The organism is Lysinibacillus macroides, from assembly GCF_001281525.1.
GTDB lineage: Bacteria > Bacillota > Bacilli > Bacillales_A > Planococcaceae > Lysinibacillus > Lysinibacillus macroides.
This window is the reverse complement of record NZ_LGCI01000005.1, coordinates 1,424,264-1,440,922: the sequence shown is the minus strand read 5'-3', so window position 1 is coordinate 1,440,922 and position 16,659 is coordinate 1,424,264. Positions and strand designations below refer to the sequence as shown.

The following is a 16,659-nucleotide window of genomic DNA, read 5'->3' as shown; positions in this document are numbered from 1 at the left end:
GATAGCTTGACTTAAATCGACCCTTCCATTAATAGACCGCTTTCTTAGCTAATACAATAAAGGAAATAGTTGTGCCTTGATTTGGGCTACTTAAAATTTGTAAGCCCTGCCCATAATGCTGCTGCAATCGAAGATGAGTATTTAATAAGCCGATGCTTTTGGATGAATGGGCTGTTCGTTGCAGGAGCTGTGCCACTTGCCGCTCATCCATACCAACGCCATCATCAGCCACAGTGATTTCAAGATGCTCACCATTATCTAGTATGCGAATACAAATGGTACCACCCTCTGTTCGCTTTAAAATACCATGCTTTAATGCATTCTCCACTAAAGGTTGCATAATGAGTGGCGGAATAAGTACATCTTTCTCTGCCTCTATCTCCCACACCACCTGAATACGATTACCAAAGCGCTCCTGCTGAATATAAAGATAAGCTTGAATTAATCGAAGTTCATTTTCTAATGGTACAAGAGCTTCTACATTTTGAAAATTATAAGACTCTCTTAAAAAATCGCTCAGTGCCTCTACCAATTTACTTGTTCGTGCACTTTCTGCTTCACTTAATGTAAGAATCGCATTTAATGTATTAAATAGAAAATGGGGTTCAATTTGTGCCTGAAGCCAAGCAGCCTCCATACGATGTCGTTCCTGTACAGAGCGCTTCACCCTCGCTAAGGCCTCTACACGAGATCTTAGTTCTAAAGCATCCACAGGCTTCACCACATAATCATTAGCACCTACTAAAAAGCCTTTTTCAATCTGATGAGGCTGACTACGTGCTGTCAGCAATAATACAGGCAATTCTGTTAGCGAAAATTGCTTGCGAATAATCCGTACCAATTCATAGCCTGACATTTTTGGCATCATCACATCTGAAATGACTACATCCCACTTTTGCGATTGGATGCATTCCAATGCCTTTATGCCACTTGTTACTGTGACAATATCATATTTATCATTCGTTAAAATTGTTTCTACTACTCTTAGATTAATCGGCTCATCATCCACCACTAAAATACGAGATCGGCTCCAATCTACCACGCTAGTAGCCTCTGTAGACGGCTTCATTTGCATCTCCTCTTGGTGAGAATCGTTACTTTGTGTCACTCTCTCACCCTGGACATCTTTGGACAATGGCAGGGTAAACGTAAAGGTTGATCCTCTACCTAGCACCGATTGTACATCCAATGTCCCACCTTGCAGTTCAATTAATCGTTTACTAACGCTTAGCCCTAGCCCAAAGCCACCTTCAACAATATGTTTACCTGCTGCCCCTTGCTCATAGGGTCTAAAGATACGTTGGGTTGTTTCTTGATCCATACCAATGCCTGTATCTTCCACTATAATTTTTGCCAGCCCGTCTTTGGTATAGCCTGAAATACTAATATAGCCCTCATTCGTAAATTTCACTGCATTGTGCACTAAATTCAAAACAATTTGCGTCACGCGGTTTTCATCAGCCCATACTTGCTGAAAATCGGCTGGAATGCGATGAATAAATTGCACAGGCTTCCCTTCCACTGTATAACGCAGCATTTCTAACACACCCGATACAACAGTATGAATGGAAACATTCCCTAGCTGCAATTTTTGTGTATTTTCCTGTAAGCTCCTAACATCCAGCAAATCATCTAACAACAGGGACATGCGTTTCCCTACAGATAATACCGTTTCTAAATCGTTCACACTTGTATCGCTCAATGCATGGACCTCACGATCTAATACCGCTCTTGAAATATTAATAATACTATGAAGCGGATTGCGTAATTCATGAGAGGTACTTGCCAAAAATTCATCCTTTTGCTTATCTGCTTTTTGCAGCTGTAAGGCAAAGGCTTTTGTATCGGCATGGACCTTTGCAAAGCCCTGAAACCAGACAATCGCCAAACAAGCAATCGTGATAATCAGGTCAAATGGATAAAAGATCACCTTACTTCCTATAATCATCAAGAGACCAGCCCAAATCATACTATTCACAAAGGCAATAATGGCAAGTAAAACAAAAATATTACTTCGAATATCCTTTATAGAGTTTCCTAGGACAATCACTATCGTAATCATAATAGAGACACCGAAAATAAGAATATAGACGATTTGTATGGTCACAAGATAGTGGGTTGGCAATAGAATCGTCAGCAGCGAAGCTACAGCACAGAGAATCGCAAAGGCTTTTTTATACAGCTTGAAATGTGGTGGTAGCCAATGCTCAATGCATTGAAGCAGTGGGTAGCCAATGCCAATAGCCGTAAGATGAACAAGTATAAAGCTCCACTCATAATTAATGGAAAACCAAAAGGTCAACAGTTTGTCATCGTTACTCAGCAAATAATAAAACATCGTACTAACCATTAACAGTGAAAAGTAGAGTAATCGTTTATCCTTACTGCCAACGAAATACAGAATGATTGCGTAGCCGGCATGAATAAGTAAAACAACAGCGACTACTAGCTGCATAGTAATAGACAATAATGTTTCCCGATAAATGACATCCTCATGCCCAAATTTAATGGAACGCACAATACCACCCATACGAGGATCTTGAAAGTTGGCTACTTGAATAACGATCTCAATTTTACTTTGTCCCTGGACCTCAAAAGAAGCGGTAAATGGCACATTTTCTGCGACTGTTTCTGCACGATTTTTACCTACCTCACCTGATTTCGCCAGTAACCGTCCATTAACATAGACTTCTGATGCACTACGAATACTTGGTACTCTTATACTATAAGTCGTTGTTTCTTCTGGATTAACCAATATATGAAGGCGATAAGAACCATAGCCATAAGGGTTCGGCTCCTTTTCCTGAACAACTTTATCCCAGCCACCTGGAACCTGTATATATGTTGGCTGACCAGGCTGCTGCTTTTCATCCATCAACCATTGGGATGGGTAAAACAGCCACTCACCATCTAATGTGAGTGTATTATCTTGAAATTGAAAATCTCGGACATCTAGTTGACCTCTTTCGGCATATAATTGCTGTTGCTGGGTAAATACCTCAAGCCACACTAGCCGTAAAGCAGTTAACGATATAACAAATAGTGTAATAATAACTATAATTTTTTTTGTTTTCATTAATGATATTGTAAAAGAGCTAATGAATAATAACCTTCTACCAATTTCACCTCCCTGACCAGCACAGTCTAAGATCCGATCTATTTTAACAAACAAACCTCTACAAATTCTTTACAAAAAAAAATCGAGACAGTAGGGTTACTGACTTGATCTTTTAAAATACTTACTTCAATTATATTTAGGCATCATTGTTCCAAGCTTACGTAGAAGATTCTCTTGAAAGTCTGTGTGATCTATCAGGGCTTCCCTTGGTACAGCAGACCCTCTATCATCTACTGCACCAATAAACTCTATACTATTCCTGTTACAAGCAATAAGAAGAATACGAGTGACGCTACAAAGACAGGATCATTCCAACCTCCTACCTGTTTACGAGATACATAAAGCCTTGTCGTCCCCCTACCACTACTGGAAAAATAGTATAATATCATACCTGTAAAACGATAAAGCGGACAGAGAACATTCTAGCAACCAAAGTAATCAATACAATATATATGTATGGGATAGCGACCCTTTCCCTAAACCGTCACTCTTTTTATATCCCTCACGCATAAGGAGTTTCATTCTTCTCATTATTGGATAGCTGCCACTAATTTATTTAATTCTTGCTTACTGATGTCCCCTTTAATTGTATACGTTAATATACCTTCAGCGTCAAAAATAAAAGTTGTTGGATACCCTACCACTTGAAAGGATTGCTGAAGCGTCCCTTTTGGATCCAAAAAGACAGGAAATTTCAATTGATAGGTCTCCTGAAATGCCATTGCTTGCTTATGGCTATCATGCTTAGTTGCATTAATTGCTAATAGCTCTACTTGCTTGGATTTTTGCTCATAAAAGGCATTTAATGCAGGCGCTTCCTCTTGACAAGGTCCACACCACGATGCCCAAAAGTTAACCACCAAAATTTTCCCCTTATAGGCCTCAAACGTTGTTGTAGATTGATCCAGCTTCGTTAATGGTGTCGCAAAATCAAGCTGTGTTGTACCATCTGCTAAATCCACCATCGCTGATGATACTTCCTCTTTATTCAATATATTTTTCAGCATTATCCCAAGTAATAAAACAATGATGAACGCTGAAAGCATCAACCTAAGTGTTTTTCGTTGCATGTTCCGTCTCCTTTCATCTATTTGAGAACCATTTTGCACAAGAGATTTCCATATCTTTTTATTTTAACAATATTGAACTACCCCCACTTAGTTATTGAAGTGGGGGATTCCTAAGAACACCAGCGTAACCGCCAGTTATGGATTAGGCTATCCCCGTAGTCCCTACGGTTAGCAGTCTTATCGCTTCATTTTTAAGATTTTGTCCTGCGTTCCTATCTCTATCGTGATGTGTGCCGCAGGAAGGGCAATTCCACTCACGAAGATGTAAATGCTTAACGTCTTTGTTTTTGTGTTCGCAAGCTGAACATCGTTGAGAACTAGCAAATCTTTTTGATACAGCCACTACTTGTTTGCCATACCATTTCGCTTTGTACTCAAGTATGGTTCTAAATTGCGACCATGATGCTTCACTGATTGCTTTCGCTAACTTGTGGTTTTTTAGCATATTGGACACTTGCAAATCTTCGATACCGATGACATCGTGGTTTTTGATGATGTCAGTAGAAATTTTTTGCAAATAGTCTGTTCTTGCATGCGTTATTTTTTCATGAATGCATGCGACTTTCACCTTTTGTTTTTGGTAGTTTCTTGCTTCCTCTAACGGCTTCTTTTGCTGCAAAGCCATTTCTTTTCGCCTGAACAAAATACGCTGTGCTTTCGCCAGTTTCTTTTCAAGTGAACGGAAAAACTTCGGATTTTTATACACCGTTCCAGTAGAAAGAATGGAAAAATCTTTCAGACCAACGTCCATACCGGCAGAAGAACCTGTTTTTTCTAATGGCTGCACGTCTGTTTCAGCAAGAATTGAAACAAAATATTTACCACTTGGATTTCGTCTAATCGTAGCATTTACTATACGTCCTTCTACCTCACGACTTTTAGCAAAGCGAACAAGACCAAGTTTAGGTAGCTTGATATAGTTACCATCAACCGCAATATTTCCGTTTGTCTGTTTCGTTGTGTACGATTGAACAGGATTCTTTTTAGACTTAAATCGTGGTGCTTGATTTTGCTTCTTGAAAAAACGAGTATACGAATCCGCAAGGTTTTTAAGGGAGGATTGAAGCGCAATGCTGTCTACTTCTTTCAACCATACGAATTCTTTTTTTAACTGCGTTCATTCGGCAGAACATGAATGATAAGTGAATCCTTTGCCCGTTTCTTTGTAAGCAGCCTTCCATTTTGCTAAAAAATAATTGAAGACAAAACGCGAACAACCGATTGTTTTAGCTAGGAGGATTTCTTGTTCTTTGTTTGGATAGAGACGAAACTTATACGCTTTGTTGACCAACACACGAAATACCTCCCTCTTTGCCCGAATGTTTGTTTCTATTTTAACCGAAAGGACGTGGCTTTGGCTATCACCAACCGCCATTCATCACCCACTTACGCATTCCTTGAAGGAGGCGTCTTCTGTCGGAAAACGATAAATAATCCTTTACGTTTCAAACACAAAAAGACCAGAAAGCTCAAAATATTTGAGTCCTGATCTTTTTGTGAAAAGTGAATCTTACTAAGCTTTGCTTTAGTTTTTGTATTCTACTATTATAGTAGTCGCGCTAAGCCAATAAAAGTTACAGATTTTCAAAAAACTTTTTAGGACCGATTGATTCTTGCAGGCGTTGAACGCATTCCGTAAGCTTGCATTAAAGGCTTCCTCCAGATCCTTATTCATAAGCCCTGGTAAGTTTGCCTCTCTAACTTAGTTTGAATTGTCCTACCTGCTGATTTAATTCCTCTGCCATGTTGGCTAACTGATTAGAGCTATTTGAAATTTCCTCCATGGTGCTTGAGGTTTGCTGCATCGTTGCAGAGGTTTGTTCAACCCCAGCAGCCGATTCTTCTGAGATAGCTGCAATATCTTCAATCGCTTGGTCGATACGCACCGAATTTTCCACTAACTGATCAAGATTTTGTGAAACATTTGAAATATTATGCGCCATCGCTGTCACGGCAGTGCCGATTTCCACAAAGGTTTCATTGGTTAATGAAATTTGCTCTGAGCCGTGCTGTACCTCTTCATAGCTTGACTTTAATGAATTTGTTACATGATTGGTTTCCTCCACAATTTCTTCTACAATATGCTCAATATCAACCACCGATAACGACACCTGCTCAGCTAATTTTCGTACTTCTTCAGCTACTACAGCAAAGCCCTGTCCCTGCTCTCCTGCTCGTGCCGCTTCAATTGCTGCATTCAGGGCCAATAAATTCGTTTGTTTAGCAATATCATTAATGACCACCACAAGCTTGGAAATATCTTTGGATTTATCATTTAAGCCCTCTACCTTCCCTACTACCTCATGGACAATATGATCAATCTTTAACATTTGCTCTGTCGATGCTTGAATTAATGTTTGACCTGATTCCGTTAATGTAAGAACCTGATTGGAATCCTCCTCCACACGCTGACCATTTTGGCTAGCCTCGTTCATGCGCTTTACAAAGTCACTCATTAAATGCGATAAATCACTTGCATTATTGGCCTGTGATTCAGTGCCCTCTGCAATATCATTCATCGTAAGGGCCACTTGCTCCGTGCCTGTTTTTACCTCAACCGAAGACTGGAGCAATTCTTCACTATGTGCTGCTACTTCATTAGACACACTGTGTATACGCTGTAGCATATCCTTTATTTTTGTATTCATCGTATTGGTGGAATCCGTTAACTCACCAAGTTCATCTCGTGCATCGTTAGCAAGCGCCTCTTGGCTTAAATCACCATTTGCAATTAATTTTACACGCTGGGAAATTCGTTGCACAGACTTGGAAATAGTAGTCGCATTATAGAGAGCTACACCAATAGACAATACGATAATGATCACAAACATAATGATACTGATATTCGTGAGATGATTATTGTTATCCTTTAATTGGTCCCCAGCCTGTCGAATGATCTCCTCGCGAGCACTCGCTAATGACTCAAATCCTTGTTGAACCTCTTGCACTACTACTTCCTGGCTCATCACATTGCGAATCGCTAAATCTATATTTCCAGCCTCATAAACAGGGAAAACGTTTTTTTCAATATATTGACGCCAAGATTTTGCTCTTGCTGCATATTTTTCAAAATCCTCTGACTCACCAAGTTGTCGAGCACGATCTTCATTTTCTAAAGAGATTTTAATGTATTCATTAAATGTATCTTTATAGGATTGCTCACCTGTTAACACATAGCCCCGTACAGCCCCTATCCTCATCGACATGGAGTTCGCTAAATGTTGATCAATAATGGACAATTCTAGCTCCTTCTCGACTATATTTTCAATTTCCTTGTTCATTTTTATATTCGAATAAATGGTATAGCTACTTTGTATTATTATCCCTATTAAAACAATGGAAAAACCAACTAAAATTTTTGTCCGTATTGACTTAAATCTCATTCATACTAACCTCCCTCTCTTCGCTATCAGTTGTTTGAGCTGTCTGATAGGTGCTACAAACAAATAAAACTTATACATTTAACATAATTTTATTGATTACTAGCGCTTCATTCATAAATAAACACGCTCCTTTTATAAATAGTAGGTATATTCACTTGAATTTTTAAAAAGTGAAAATAAATATACAGTACTATTATCATCTTATTTTACTCTATATTGGAAATTATGTAAATTAAGAAATCTTATTATCAAAACATATGGTGTATACGTCCATACAAGCTAATACTTCTCGTCAAAAAGAGTAGGCTAATTTTATTACTTTAATTGCAAAGTCATACATTTTTGGTAAAACAATAACATATTACTATTCTACTAGGAGGAAGCTACTTGAAAAGTTAAGAATAATCATTCTATATATTATTTTATATATGAATTGCATTAGGAAACAAAAGTGTTAGTGCTCCATCGGGAATATCCATTTACGTAAACGGCGAAAAACAACCATTTTAGAAATCAAGCAGTAATTGAAAATGGTGTTACACTATTACACATGTGAATTATAGTTGGCAAAATTATAAATTTGGTGGTTGGGATGAAGATGAAATGGGGTTTTATTTCCTTAAGGAGTAAACAATAAAATGGTGAGATAGCCTATTAACAAAGGACATCGAGAGTGAATTTCTCGATGTCCTTATTATTTTTTATATGCCCTCTTTTTAAAACGCCTCACCAAGAAGATAATCCCAAGATCGATAGCCACAATACCCCCTAGTGTCTTATACCAAATGCTTTTTTGTAATGTAGTCTCTTTTTCTACATATGTATATTCCCCTTCTCTAAGTGCCTTGACATAGGTATCATTCGGCGTGTGTACGGCAATTGCATGATCGGTATCTACGCCTTTAATCGCATAATAGCTTGTTCCCTCTGGATAGATATTAGAGAAGTTGCCTTCATATTGCTCCATATCTGAATATACTGTGACGGCTCCAATTTTTTCGCCAAGGCTTGTTACTTGCTCATCCCCCACCACATATATATAGCCATTCCATACAACAAAAAGATAGACCCAGCTCGTCGCAAGGGCTTTCACAGGAACAAGCATAATAAGCAGCATTATAGCTCCCATGAATGGTTTTCGTGCACTCATCTAACCCTCTCCTTTTAGTATTAGACCTCTCTATTTGAGAAAAAATTACAATTGTTCAACATAAAGATTGACTTCACGTAGATGAAATGTTAAATTTACTAATGCAGTAATTTAGTAAATTACTAAATAAAAAGGAGCGTTAAAAAATGAAAATACCAACACATTTAAAGCATAAGCCCGTGATTGTGGCAGAAAACTATGCCAATATTGATGGACGCACAGCATACGACACAGATGCACAGGGGCTGTCACTTGGCTTAGCACAATGGAATGATCGCGGAAAGGTCGATATTTCGGCAAAGGTTTGGCGCCATACAGGTGGCAAATGGTCGCGTCAATCAGAGGAGCTACCCCTTCACCGCGTGCTTGACCTCGCTATTTTAGTATGTGAAACAGAGCTTTATTTCAAGGAGGCATACCGTCACGAGCATTTATATGACGAGGAAAATCCGCTTATTAAGCGTGTCGGCTTGCAGGGAGATGCCATGACTGTAGAGGTTTGCACAGACAATGAACAAATTAACGAGGATATTCAGCTTTTTCAGCAGGCATTAAACAATGATGGTGAATTAATTGGCGAACGCCTGCGTACATTATCACGAATTTTAAAAGAAATGGGTTATTAATACTCAAGAGGATCAAATGATGAATGAACAATTACTACAGGATGACAAACAACTACGAAAGGCTTTTTTTAATTTTTTAATTCCCGTGATGCTCGCTAATGTCCTGCAATCAGTTGGGCAAGTATTTGCGATGTTTATCGTGGGACGCAATTTAGGTGTCGATGCACTCGCTGCTATCTCGGCATTCTTTCCATTTTTCTTCTTTTTAATGGCTTTTGCGATTGGCATTGGCTCAGGTAGCTCGATTTTAGTTGGGCAAACATTTGGCGCTGGCAACCATGCAAAAATGAAGGAGGTTGTTGGCGTAACGCTTGCCTTTACAACCATTTTATCCATTGCCGTTGCGATTTTTGGCGGCTTCTTCATTGAATGGATTTTACGCTTTATGCAAACACCCGCTAATATTTTAGAGATGAGTATTAGCTATGCACAAATTTTATTTTTCACGCTGCCAATTATGTTTTGGTATTTTGTTTATACAACTTTTATGCGTGGCGTTGGCGATTCCAAAACACCCTTTTTATTTTTAGTTGTCAGTGTTATTCTCAATATCGCCTTTCTTCCACCATTAGTATTTGGCTGGTTGGGCTTGCCTGCATTTGGCTTAAACGGTGCTGCCTATGCCTCAGTGCTCTCAAACCTTGTAACCATGTTAATATTATTTATTTACTTGCATAAAACAAAGCATTTATTACGTTTAGACAAAACTATTTTACAGCACTTTAAGCTGAAAAAGGATATTTTAACGTCCCTGCTAAAGCTAGCCATTCCTTCAAGTATTAGTATGGTTGCCATCTCTGTTGCAGAAATTGCCGTGATTGGCTTTGTCAATCTGCATGGCTCAAATGCAACAGCTGCCTATGGAGTTGTCAATCAGGTGGCAAGCTATGCCCAAGTGCCAGCAATGAGTATTGCTATTGCCACATCTGTCTTTGTTGCACAGGCACTAGGCGCAAACTCTACAGAAATGATTAAAAAAGTTCGTCAGATGGGCGTGCAAATTAATTATCTTTTAGGTGGCGCCATTATTTTATTGATGTATGTATTTGCAGGACCTATTCTCGCTTTATTTATTGATACACAGGAAACCCTGCATATTGCTAAAAATTATTTATTTATTGCCTTTTGGAGCTATTTAATTTTTGGACATATGCAAACCGTGTCAGCAACCATGCGCGCAACAGGCGTTGTGCTATGGCCGACTGTCTTTTTAATTATTGCCATTTGGGTTGTGCAAGTGCCGTTAGCCTACTTCCTATCCCATCATACTTCACTTGCTCTAAATGGCGTATGGTTAGCCTACCCGATTACCTTCTGTGTCCTCTTTATTATGCAGTATGCGTACTTTAAGCTAGGCTGGCAAAAACGAACATTACAAGCTATGTTAAAATAATAAAATGGAAAGGGGATGTTTCAAAAGCCAATTGAAACATCCCCTTTTCTAATTTTGGCCTAACAATATCCTATGTTATTGACTAGCATTACGCTTTTTTACTGTTAAATTCATAGCGTTTATAGGTACCCATTGTTATCATGCCAAGAATAGGGCCAATCGCCAATATTGTAAAGACCCACTCCCAACCAACAACCCTTTGAATGAGCGGAATTAAATTGATAGAAAAGATCGTGATTAAGAAGCCTATGCACATTTGAAACGTAAGGGCTGTCCCTACATACTCCTCTTCGGCTACTTCTGTAACGGCTGCGGAAAATTGAGCGGAGTCAGCTATCACTGCTGCGCCCCAAATAATAGAGATAAGGAGCGTAAGCCAAATAAACTGCCCAAATGTAAAGCCGATGACGATCGAACAAATAGCGCTGATTAACATAGCCAGCATCGTTAGATTAGCTCTTCCAATTCTATCTGAGATAAGTCCACCAATCACACAACCAATTCCCCCTGCAATGCCTATTGATAGAAAAGAGGATAAGGCAATAAACCATTGTGGTGTTGCTGGTGAATAGGCTAAAAAGCTAGCTGTCAAAAAAGCAGGAAGCCATGTCCACATTGCATACAATTCCCACATATGACCAAAATAGCCGTAGTTCGCAAGCATAACAGGTTTATTTGTCACTACTTTTTTAATTAATTTTAAAGAAAAAGGCAATTTTTTTGATTTTACTGGAGCATCCTCTAAAATAAAGAAAACAATAAAAGCTGACAATAAAGCTAATATGGAACTACAAATAATCACAAACTGCCAACTTAATGAAGAAAAGAACATAACAATAAAGTGTGGCAATGATGATCCTACTGTTAATGCCGCAATTAAGATACCAATCGCTAACCCACGCTTTTTAGGAAACCATTCCGATAAAATTTTTACAGCGATTGGGTAGACACCAGCAAGTATGAGGCCTGTTAATACTCTTAGTAAAATACCGAAAAAACCAGAATCAACGAAAATTAATAAAATATTCAAGAATGCCCCTAGACATGCTGAAATACCAAAAACTTTGCGGGGATTAAAACGATCAGCAACCCCAAAATACGCACTACATAATGCCCCTATAACAAAGCCAACAGGGACAGCAGCAGAAAGCCAAGCCTCCAAATTAGCGCTAAGATGCCAAATGGCAATTAGTTCAGGTGCAATCACGGAAGCACTATACCATAAGCTTAAGGCACATAATTCTGCTAAGCCAATCCATACCAATGCTCTCCAAGACCCTTGTATCATCCTATCCCCCCAAATTAGAAAAACGGATTCCAACATGCTCCTATACAGTTATTAAATAATTTTAGCATATTTACTTTAAAACGGAGGCATTTATACTATAAAAATTTTCCTATAAATGATAATGTAACCTTTTTTTATAGATTATCACTTTTTCAATAGATTTGTTTGAAGGAATGATTTTGGTTTATTTTTATAGGAGGATAGTAGCTGTTTAAAAAATTAAATGTAAAGCAACAACTATTAACTGTTTTTAGTGTTATTTTAACAACAGGTGTTGTTGCTAGCCTAACGCCTTGGAATCAATATAAGACTCTTTTTATGGCTCCTATTATCACTTTGGCAGCTTTTATTGGTAGTCTTATTTCAAAATGAAAAAATAGGTAAATTAAAATGCTAAAGCATTAATGGCATTTTCACATGCTCATTTCCCAAAAAACAAAACAACCAGGCACTCAATCCTGAGCCCTGGTCATTTTGTGAAAAGTGAATGTTACGAATTGCCTAAGTTTTGTATTCTACTATTAGAGTAGTCGTTTCATAACAAAAAAGGTTACACAAAAAAAATAAAAATTTTTTATTTTTCACTAGGCATTCTGCTTATCCATTAAACACCATATGCAGGCAATAAATAGAAAAAATCTATAAAGATTAAAATATTGATTGTTCACATGGATCGTTAAGCCAGTGGTGATATCTTTAATATATTGCAGATCGGCAGTGCCATTTTGCTGAAGCCATGCCTCTTTTATAACCTCTCGATAATTGGCCAAAGCGATTCTTTGATAAACAATAGCAGCGCTGCTATAAGTAATTGTAACCACCAAGCTTATTGAAGGGTACGCTTTTTCATAGCGTACTGGCGAACAAGCCGAATCCATAACAACAGCATTCCTTTGAACTACCCCCACTTATAGAAGAAGAAGTGTGGGATTCCTGCGAACACCAGACCAACGTCTAGTTATAGTAGCAGGCTCTACCCGTAGTGAAACACTTGCAATGATTGTACGTTAGACTCTGCTGTCTAGCGTACTGCTTGGTTTTCGCTTTTCGGCTAGACAGAGCGATAGAACGTTGAAGATTTTACATAACAGACGAACTTTCCTGTTACAACCTCCTATCTTCAGTTTTCAAAGAGCAATCTGTACAGGTTCGTTATAGCACATACGTTCTAATTGTGCGATAATTTAGGCGAACGCCTACCGACATTCATCTCCCCCTTACTCATAGGGTTATCCCCTTCACGTTCCTTAAAGTGGGCGTCTTCTGTCGGAAAATGATAAATAGCGGCAGTAGAAAGATCGCTATTAATAAAGCTGGATTGCCATTACCTGAGATAGTCACTGGGCTTACCGTCCTTTGATTAATAACCTTAAACAGTGCTAAAACAAGCAAACTTGTCCATAATAAGAGCCATTTGGTCGTCTTCAATAGAAATCCCCTTCGCTTTACTTTTATCATAATCTAGCAAAGGAAAAAGGACAAGGCACATTCACCCTGTCCTTTTTGTGCGTGTTAGTTACTTACGCATCCCGACGTTAGTAAGATTATCATATCATTCTCTACAACTTCTAAACAATAACTCAACAAATTCTTTACAAGAATAGTGGGTTAGTAAAACGATAAATACTATAAACCTTATATAAGAAATTTTGCTTAGTGAAGCCAAAAAAAGCAGATCTATACACTTTTTCAACAGCGTGTAGCATTCACTTTATAGGGTGATTCCATATTTAAACAAACCTTTGAAGCGTGTGTATGACTTTTCCCAAACTTATGTCAAATAGAATGAATGAATCATCCTATTCTTGCGCAAACGGAAGAAATTAAAAAGCTTCATGAGGAAGTACAGATACTTAAAGAAAATCATTCTTCAGATCGCTCTTGATAAGTGCTCTTTTATAATGTCGTCTTTTTCTCCATCCCATCAGGCACACACATCCCACTAATACCACCACACTAATGACAATATATGCAAATAGATGAATCACCATAAAATAACTATCTTGGAACTGATAATGGCTGCTTGCCACTGGCATACAAACGCCTCCTTTATTCTCGTTCATAATATTGGAAAATATGTTTGCAATACTCTTCTAATTCCTCTGCTGAGAACAACTTTGTAATGGGAAATATCTTGGAAGTTTCCTGTGCGTATGTTAAATGGACAATCGCATATTGTTCAATAGCGCTTATCCAAAACACAACATCATCATTGTCCTCTCGCTTCGCTATGGCTTGAGCCTTTGTACCATATAATACATGCTCTCGAGAAAGCTCCTTTACTAATTCCTGTTGAAGTCGCTCTGCCATATCATCATTAACAGGCAACCATGGCTTGTTTTTAAAAAATATTTTCAAATAAATTGCAATCCTTTCCAGATAAAATAAGCTTAAATACATCATAACTGATAGCATAGATGATTAGGTTATTTTTTCTTCTATCTATCAGCATATACATATTTTCAATAAATAAGGCCAGTTGGTTTTATTTATTGTTAGGAATGAATATATATCTTTTGTCCTTATTTAAATTGGTTTTATTTTCTAATTATAAAGGTCTAAAATATCAGCAAAAAATATTATATAAGAAAGCCAATCACTTTACTGACAACACTTACCATTATTGATACAATTTAATAACAATTACCTATAAAGGAGGATATTCTATATGAGAAAGAAACTAATATTTAGTATATCTTTAGTCTTATTTTTAGGTCTAGCAGCTTGTGGTGAAGAAAATGTAAAAGAGGAAGAAACGCCCAAAGAAGAAATGCAAAAACCCGCGTCTACCGACAACGAAAGTGAAGGGGCTGCTGATAACTCAGCAACTGAAGAATCGAATGGCGTTGGGGACACAACAGAATCTGAATTAGGTAAATTAACCGTTCTCTATAAAGATAAAGAGCTTAATAGGACGGTAAATAATGGTCCAGTAAATGCAACATTAGATAAAATCCAGTTGGCAACTCTTGAGCCTAGTGAATCCTATAAAGAGTCATTTGACGGACAAGATAAAGTAACGGTTGTAACGATTGAAGCTTCAGCAGAAAATACAGTCGATAACACGATAAACTACTACTTGAATCAAGCAAAACTTGTCACAGATACTGGTCAGCAAGTTAACGCAGATATTTGGTTTAGTGACGATATTGGTGGAGAATTTTTAGGTAAAGTCAAGAAAAATGGCAATATTATTTGGATTCTTAAGCATGATGAGGCTGTAAAAAAAGTCACACTACATATCACTGGGGCATCTAATGATACTTTTGATCATATAGGAGAAGACTTGAAAGTAGAAATACCCTTAGATAAATAACTAGTCCAATGTTTGTTACTCTTGTAGCAAGAGTACCTTGTCTTCTATATTAAAATTTTTCATAATTACCATGGTTCAATGCATACTACATTTCGCAATAGTAGCTTTTGTTCTTTTCATAGATAAAATCACCAAAGAGGATGCCCCAAGCATTATGGGAGACATCCTCTTTAAGGTTCTCTTTATGATTGTTTCTGAGACAACATATTTACAATTTCTTTTATTTGCAGCTCCAATGATATAGGATCATTACCCCAGAATAAATCTGGATCAAGCTTGTACACTCGGTCATTCTTCACAGCGTCCAATGACTTCCAAAGTCCTTCGCTCTCGCCCCATACTTCTGAGATCAAATCACCCTGGTCAATGAAGATATAATCGCCCGCATATTCAGGAATAACCTCGTACGAAACCTGTCGGTAGGCCTCTTTCCCTATCATTTCCTTCTCCTGTTTTGCAGGTGGCTTTAATTGAAGATGCTTATAGATGGCTTCACCGCCTCTATAGCCTCCATCCCCGTAAATATAAAATCCTTTATCTACTACGAAAACGCCCATCAGTGCAAATGTATCATCTGGCTTCATAATATCTACAAGCTGTGCTCGTGCTTCCGCTGCTATCTTATCTAAGTGCTTAATCCATTGTTCGGCTTCCTCTTTTTTATCTAAAGCATCACCCAAACGACGCATAATTTCATAAATATCACCTGAAGAGCTATAAGGGAGTGCAAGCGTTGGTGCGATTTTTTCATACTNAGTGCAAATGTATCATCTGGCTTCATAATATCTACAAGCTGTGCTCGTGCTTCCGCTGCTATCTTATCTAAGTGCTTAATCCATTGTTCGGCTTCCTCTTTTTTATCTAAAGCATCACCCAAACGACGCATAATTTCATAAATATCACCTGAAGAGCTATAAGGGAGTGCAAGCGTTGGTGCGATTTTTTCATACTGCTGAAGTATCTTTTCATCACTCACCCAAGTGATAATTAAATCTGGTTTCAATTGTACAATTGTCTCCAATGATCGCTCTCCAGTTGATTCAATTCCATCAATCTGATCCTGAATGACTTTGTTCTCCAAATCCCATTGCGTCGAACCGACCGGCTTCACACCTAGCACAAGCAGCTCTGGTAAATAGCCATCCGTCACAATACGCTGCGGATGACGTGGCATTTCAAGATCACCACGCTTTGTTTTGATTATTTTTGTTGCTGACTCTGATGTTTCAGCTTTTGTGGACGAGTCGCTATTTGTGCTATCATGCGCATTGCCACAAGCAGTAAGTATAGCAATTAAAGCAAGAAATAATATCGA

13 protein-coding genes and 1 pseudogene are annotated in these 16,659 nt (G+C 38.1%); 3 read left to right on the top strand and 11 right to left on the bottom strand.

Going from position 1 to position 16,659, the window contains the following annotated elements; translation table 11 throughout:
* Window positions 1-28: 28 nt before the first annotated feature.
* The 5 genes and pseudogenes from ADM90_RS09920 to ADM90_RS09900 form a co-directional block, all read right to left on the bottom strand.
* Window positions 29-3,172 (bottom strand): hybrid sensor histidine kinase/response regulator, encoded by a 3,144-nt coding sequence (locus ADM90_RS09920; RefSeq protein ID WP_235473412.1) that lies wholly within the window; start codon window positions 3,170-3,172, stop codon window positions 29-31.
* Window positions 3,173-3,648: 476 nt separating this feature from the next.
* Window positions 3,649-4,188, bottom strand: coding sequence for a TlpA family protein disulfide reductase (locus tag ADM90_RS09915; RefSeq protein ID WP_053994795.1), 540 nt, complete (start codon window positions 4,186-4,188; stop codon window positions 3,649-3,651).
* Window positions 4,189-4,330: 142 nt separating this feature from the next.
* Window positions 4,331-5,482, bottom strand: a pseudogene (gene tnpB / locus ADM90_RS09910) (IS200/IS605 family element RNA-guided endonuclease TnpB).
* 403 nt (window positions 5,483-5,885) lie between these two features.
* On the bottom strand, window positions 5,886-7,571 hold the full coding sequence (locus ADM90_RS09905; protein WP_053994794.1) for a methyl-accepting chemotaxis protein: 1,686 nt from the start codon (window positions 7,569-7,571) through the stop codon (window positions 5,886-5,888).
* Window positions 7,572-8,265: 694 nt separating this feature from the next.
* A complete protein-coding gene (locus tag ADM90_RS09900) occupies window positions 8,266-8,721 on the bottom strand; it encodes a hypothetical protein (protein WP_053994793.1) in 456 nt (151 codons plus the stop codon).
* Between the two features lie 146 nt (window positions 8,722-8,867).
* On the opposite strand from ADM90_RS09900, the gene ADM90_RS09895 reads away from it, so the two are divergent.
* Together ADM90_RS09895 and ADM90_RS09890 are read left to right on the top strand one after the other, a co-directional pair.
* Complete coding sequence (locus ADM90_RS09895; RefSeq protein ID WP_053994792.1) at window positions 8,868-9,347, top strand: DUF6530 family protein; 480 nt, start codon at window positions 8,868-8,870, stop codon at window positions 9,345-9,347.
* 16 nt (window positions 9,348-9,363) lie between these two features.
* Complete coding sequence (locus ADM90_RS09890) at window positions 9,364-10,740, top strand: MATE family efflux transporter (RefSeq protein ID WP_053994791.1); 1,377 nt, start codon at window positions 9,364-9,366, stop codon at window positions 10,738-10,740.
* Between the two features lie 88 nt (window positions 10,741-10,828).
* Here ADM90_RS09890 and ADM90_RS09885 read toward each other — a convergent pair whose 3' ends face one another.
* The 4 genes from ADM90_RS09885 to ADM90_RS09870 form a co-directional block, all read right to left on the bottom strand.
* Complete coding sequence (locus tag ADM90_RS09885; RefSeq protein WP_053994790.1) at window positions 10,829-12,028, bottom strand: MFS transporter; 1,200 nt, start codon at window positions 12,026-12,028, stop codon at window positions 10,829-10,831.
* A 584-nt stretch (window positions 12,029-12,612) separates the two neighbouring features.
* Entirely contained in the window at window positions 12,613-12,906 is a 294-nt protein-coding gene (locus ADM90_RS09880) for a hypothetical protein (protein ID WP_053994789.1), read from the bottom strand.
* Between the two features lie 975 nt (window positions 12,907-13,881).
* Window positions 13,882-14,064 (bottom strand): hypothetical protein, encoded by a 183-nt coding sequence (locus ADM90_RS09875; RefSeq protein WP_053994788.1) that lies wholly within the window; start codon window positions 14,062-14,064, stop codon window positions 13,882-13,884.
* Between the two features lie 13 nt (window positions 14,065-14,077).
* Window positions 14,078-14,386: a hypothetical protein gene (locus tag ADM90_RS09870; protein WP_235473410.1), complete on the bottom strand. Its 309-nt coding sequence runs from the start codon at window positions 14,384-14,386 to the stop codon at window positions 14,078-14,080.
* 310 nt (window positions 14,387-14,696) lie between these two features.
* Here ADM90_RS09870 and ADM90_RS09865 point away from each other — a divergent pair, with 310 nt between their 5' ends.
* The gene (locus ADM90_RS09865; RefSeq protein ID WP_053994786.1) at window positions 14,697-15,344 is read left to right on the top strand and encodes a hypothetical protein; all 648 of its coding nucleotides are present in this window, start codon (window positions 14,697-14,699) and stop codon (window positions 15,342-15,344) included.
* A gap of 182 nt (window positions 15,345-15,526) precedes the next feature.
* Here the strand turns inward: ADM90_RS09865 and ADM90_RS25535 are convergent, their stop codons facing one another.
* Both ADM90_RS25535 and ADM90_RS25530 read right to left on the bottom strand, forming a co-directional pair.
* Window positions 15,527-16,087, bottom strand: a complete 561-nt coding sequence (locus ADM90_RS25535; RefSeq protein WP_412176984.1) for an ABC transporter substrate-binding protein — start codon at window positions 16,085-16,087, stop codon at window positions 15,527-15,529.
* A 12-nt stretch (window positions 16,088-16,099) separates the two neighbouring features.
* Window positions 16,100-16,518, bottom strand: a 419-nt coding sequence (locus ADM90_RS25530; protein ID WP_412176983.1) for an ABC transporter substrate-binding protein, incomplete at its 3' end; no start/stop codon positions are given.
* Between the last annotated feature and the right edge of the window lie 141 nt (window positions 16,519-16,659).

Excerpts from the sequence above, each read along its gene's own strand:
- ADM90_RS09915 (WP_053994795.1), bottom strand. The coding sequence starts at position 4,188 with ATGCAACGAAAAACACTTAGGTTGATGCTTTCAGCGTTCATCATTGTT.
- ADM90_RS09905 (WP_053994794.1), bottom strand. The coding sequence starts at position 7,571 with ATGAGATTTAAGTCAATACGGACAAAAATTTTAGTTGGTTTTTCCATT.
- ADM90_RS09900 (WP_053994793.1), bottom strand. The coding sequence starts at position 8,721 with ATGAGTGCACGAAAACCATTCATGGGAGCTATAATGCTGCTTATTATG.
- ADM90_RS09895 (WP_053994792.1), top strand. The coding sequence starts at position 8,868 with ATGAAAATACCAACACATTTAAAGCATAAGCCCGTGATTGTGGCAGAA.
- ADM90_RS09890 (WP_053994791.1), top strand. The coding sequence starts at position 9,364 with ATGATGAATGAACAATTACTACAGGATGACAAACAACTACGAAAGGCT.
- ADM90_RS09885 (WP_053994790.1), bottom strand. The coding sequence starts at position 12,028 with ATGATACAAGGGTCTTGGAGAGCATTGGTATGGATTGGCTTAGCAGAA.
- ADM90_RS09880 (WP_053994789.1), bottom strand. The coding sequence starts at position 12,906 with ATGGATTCGGCTTGTTCGCCAGTACGCTATGAAAAAGCGTACCCTTCA.
- ADM90_RS09875 (WP_053994788.1), bottom strand. The coding sequence starts at position 14,064 with ATGCCAGTGGCAAGCAGCCATTATCAGTTCCAAGATAGTTATTTTATG.
- ADM90_RS09865 (WP_053994786.1), top strand. The coding sequence starts at position 14,697 with ATGAGAAAGAAACTAATATTTAGTATATCTTTAGTCTTATTTTTAGGT.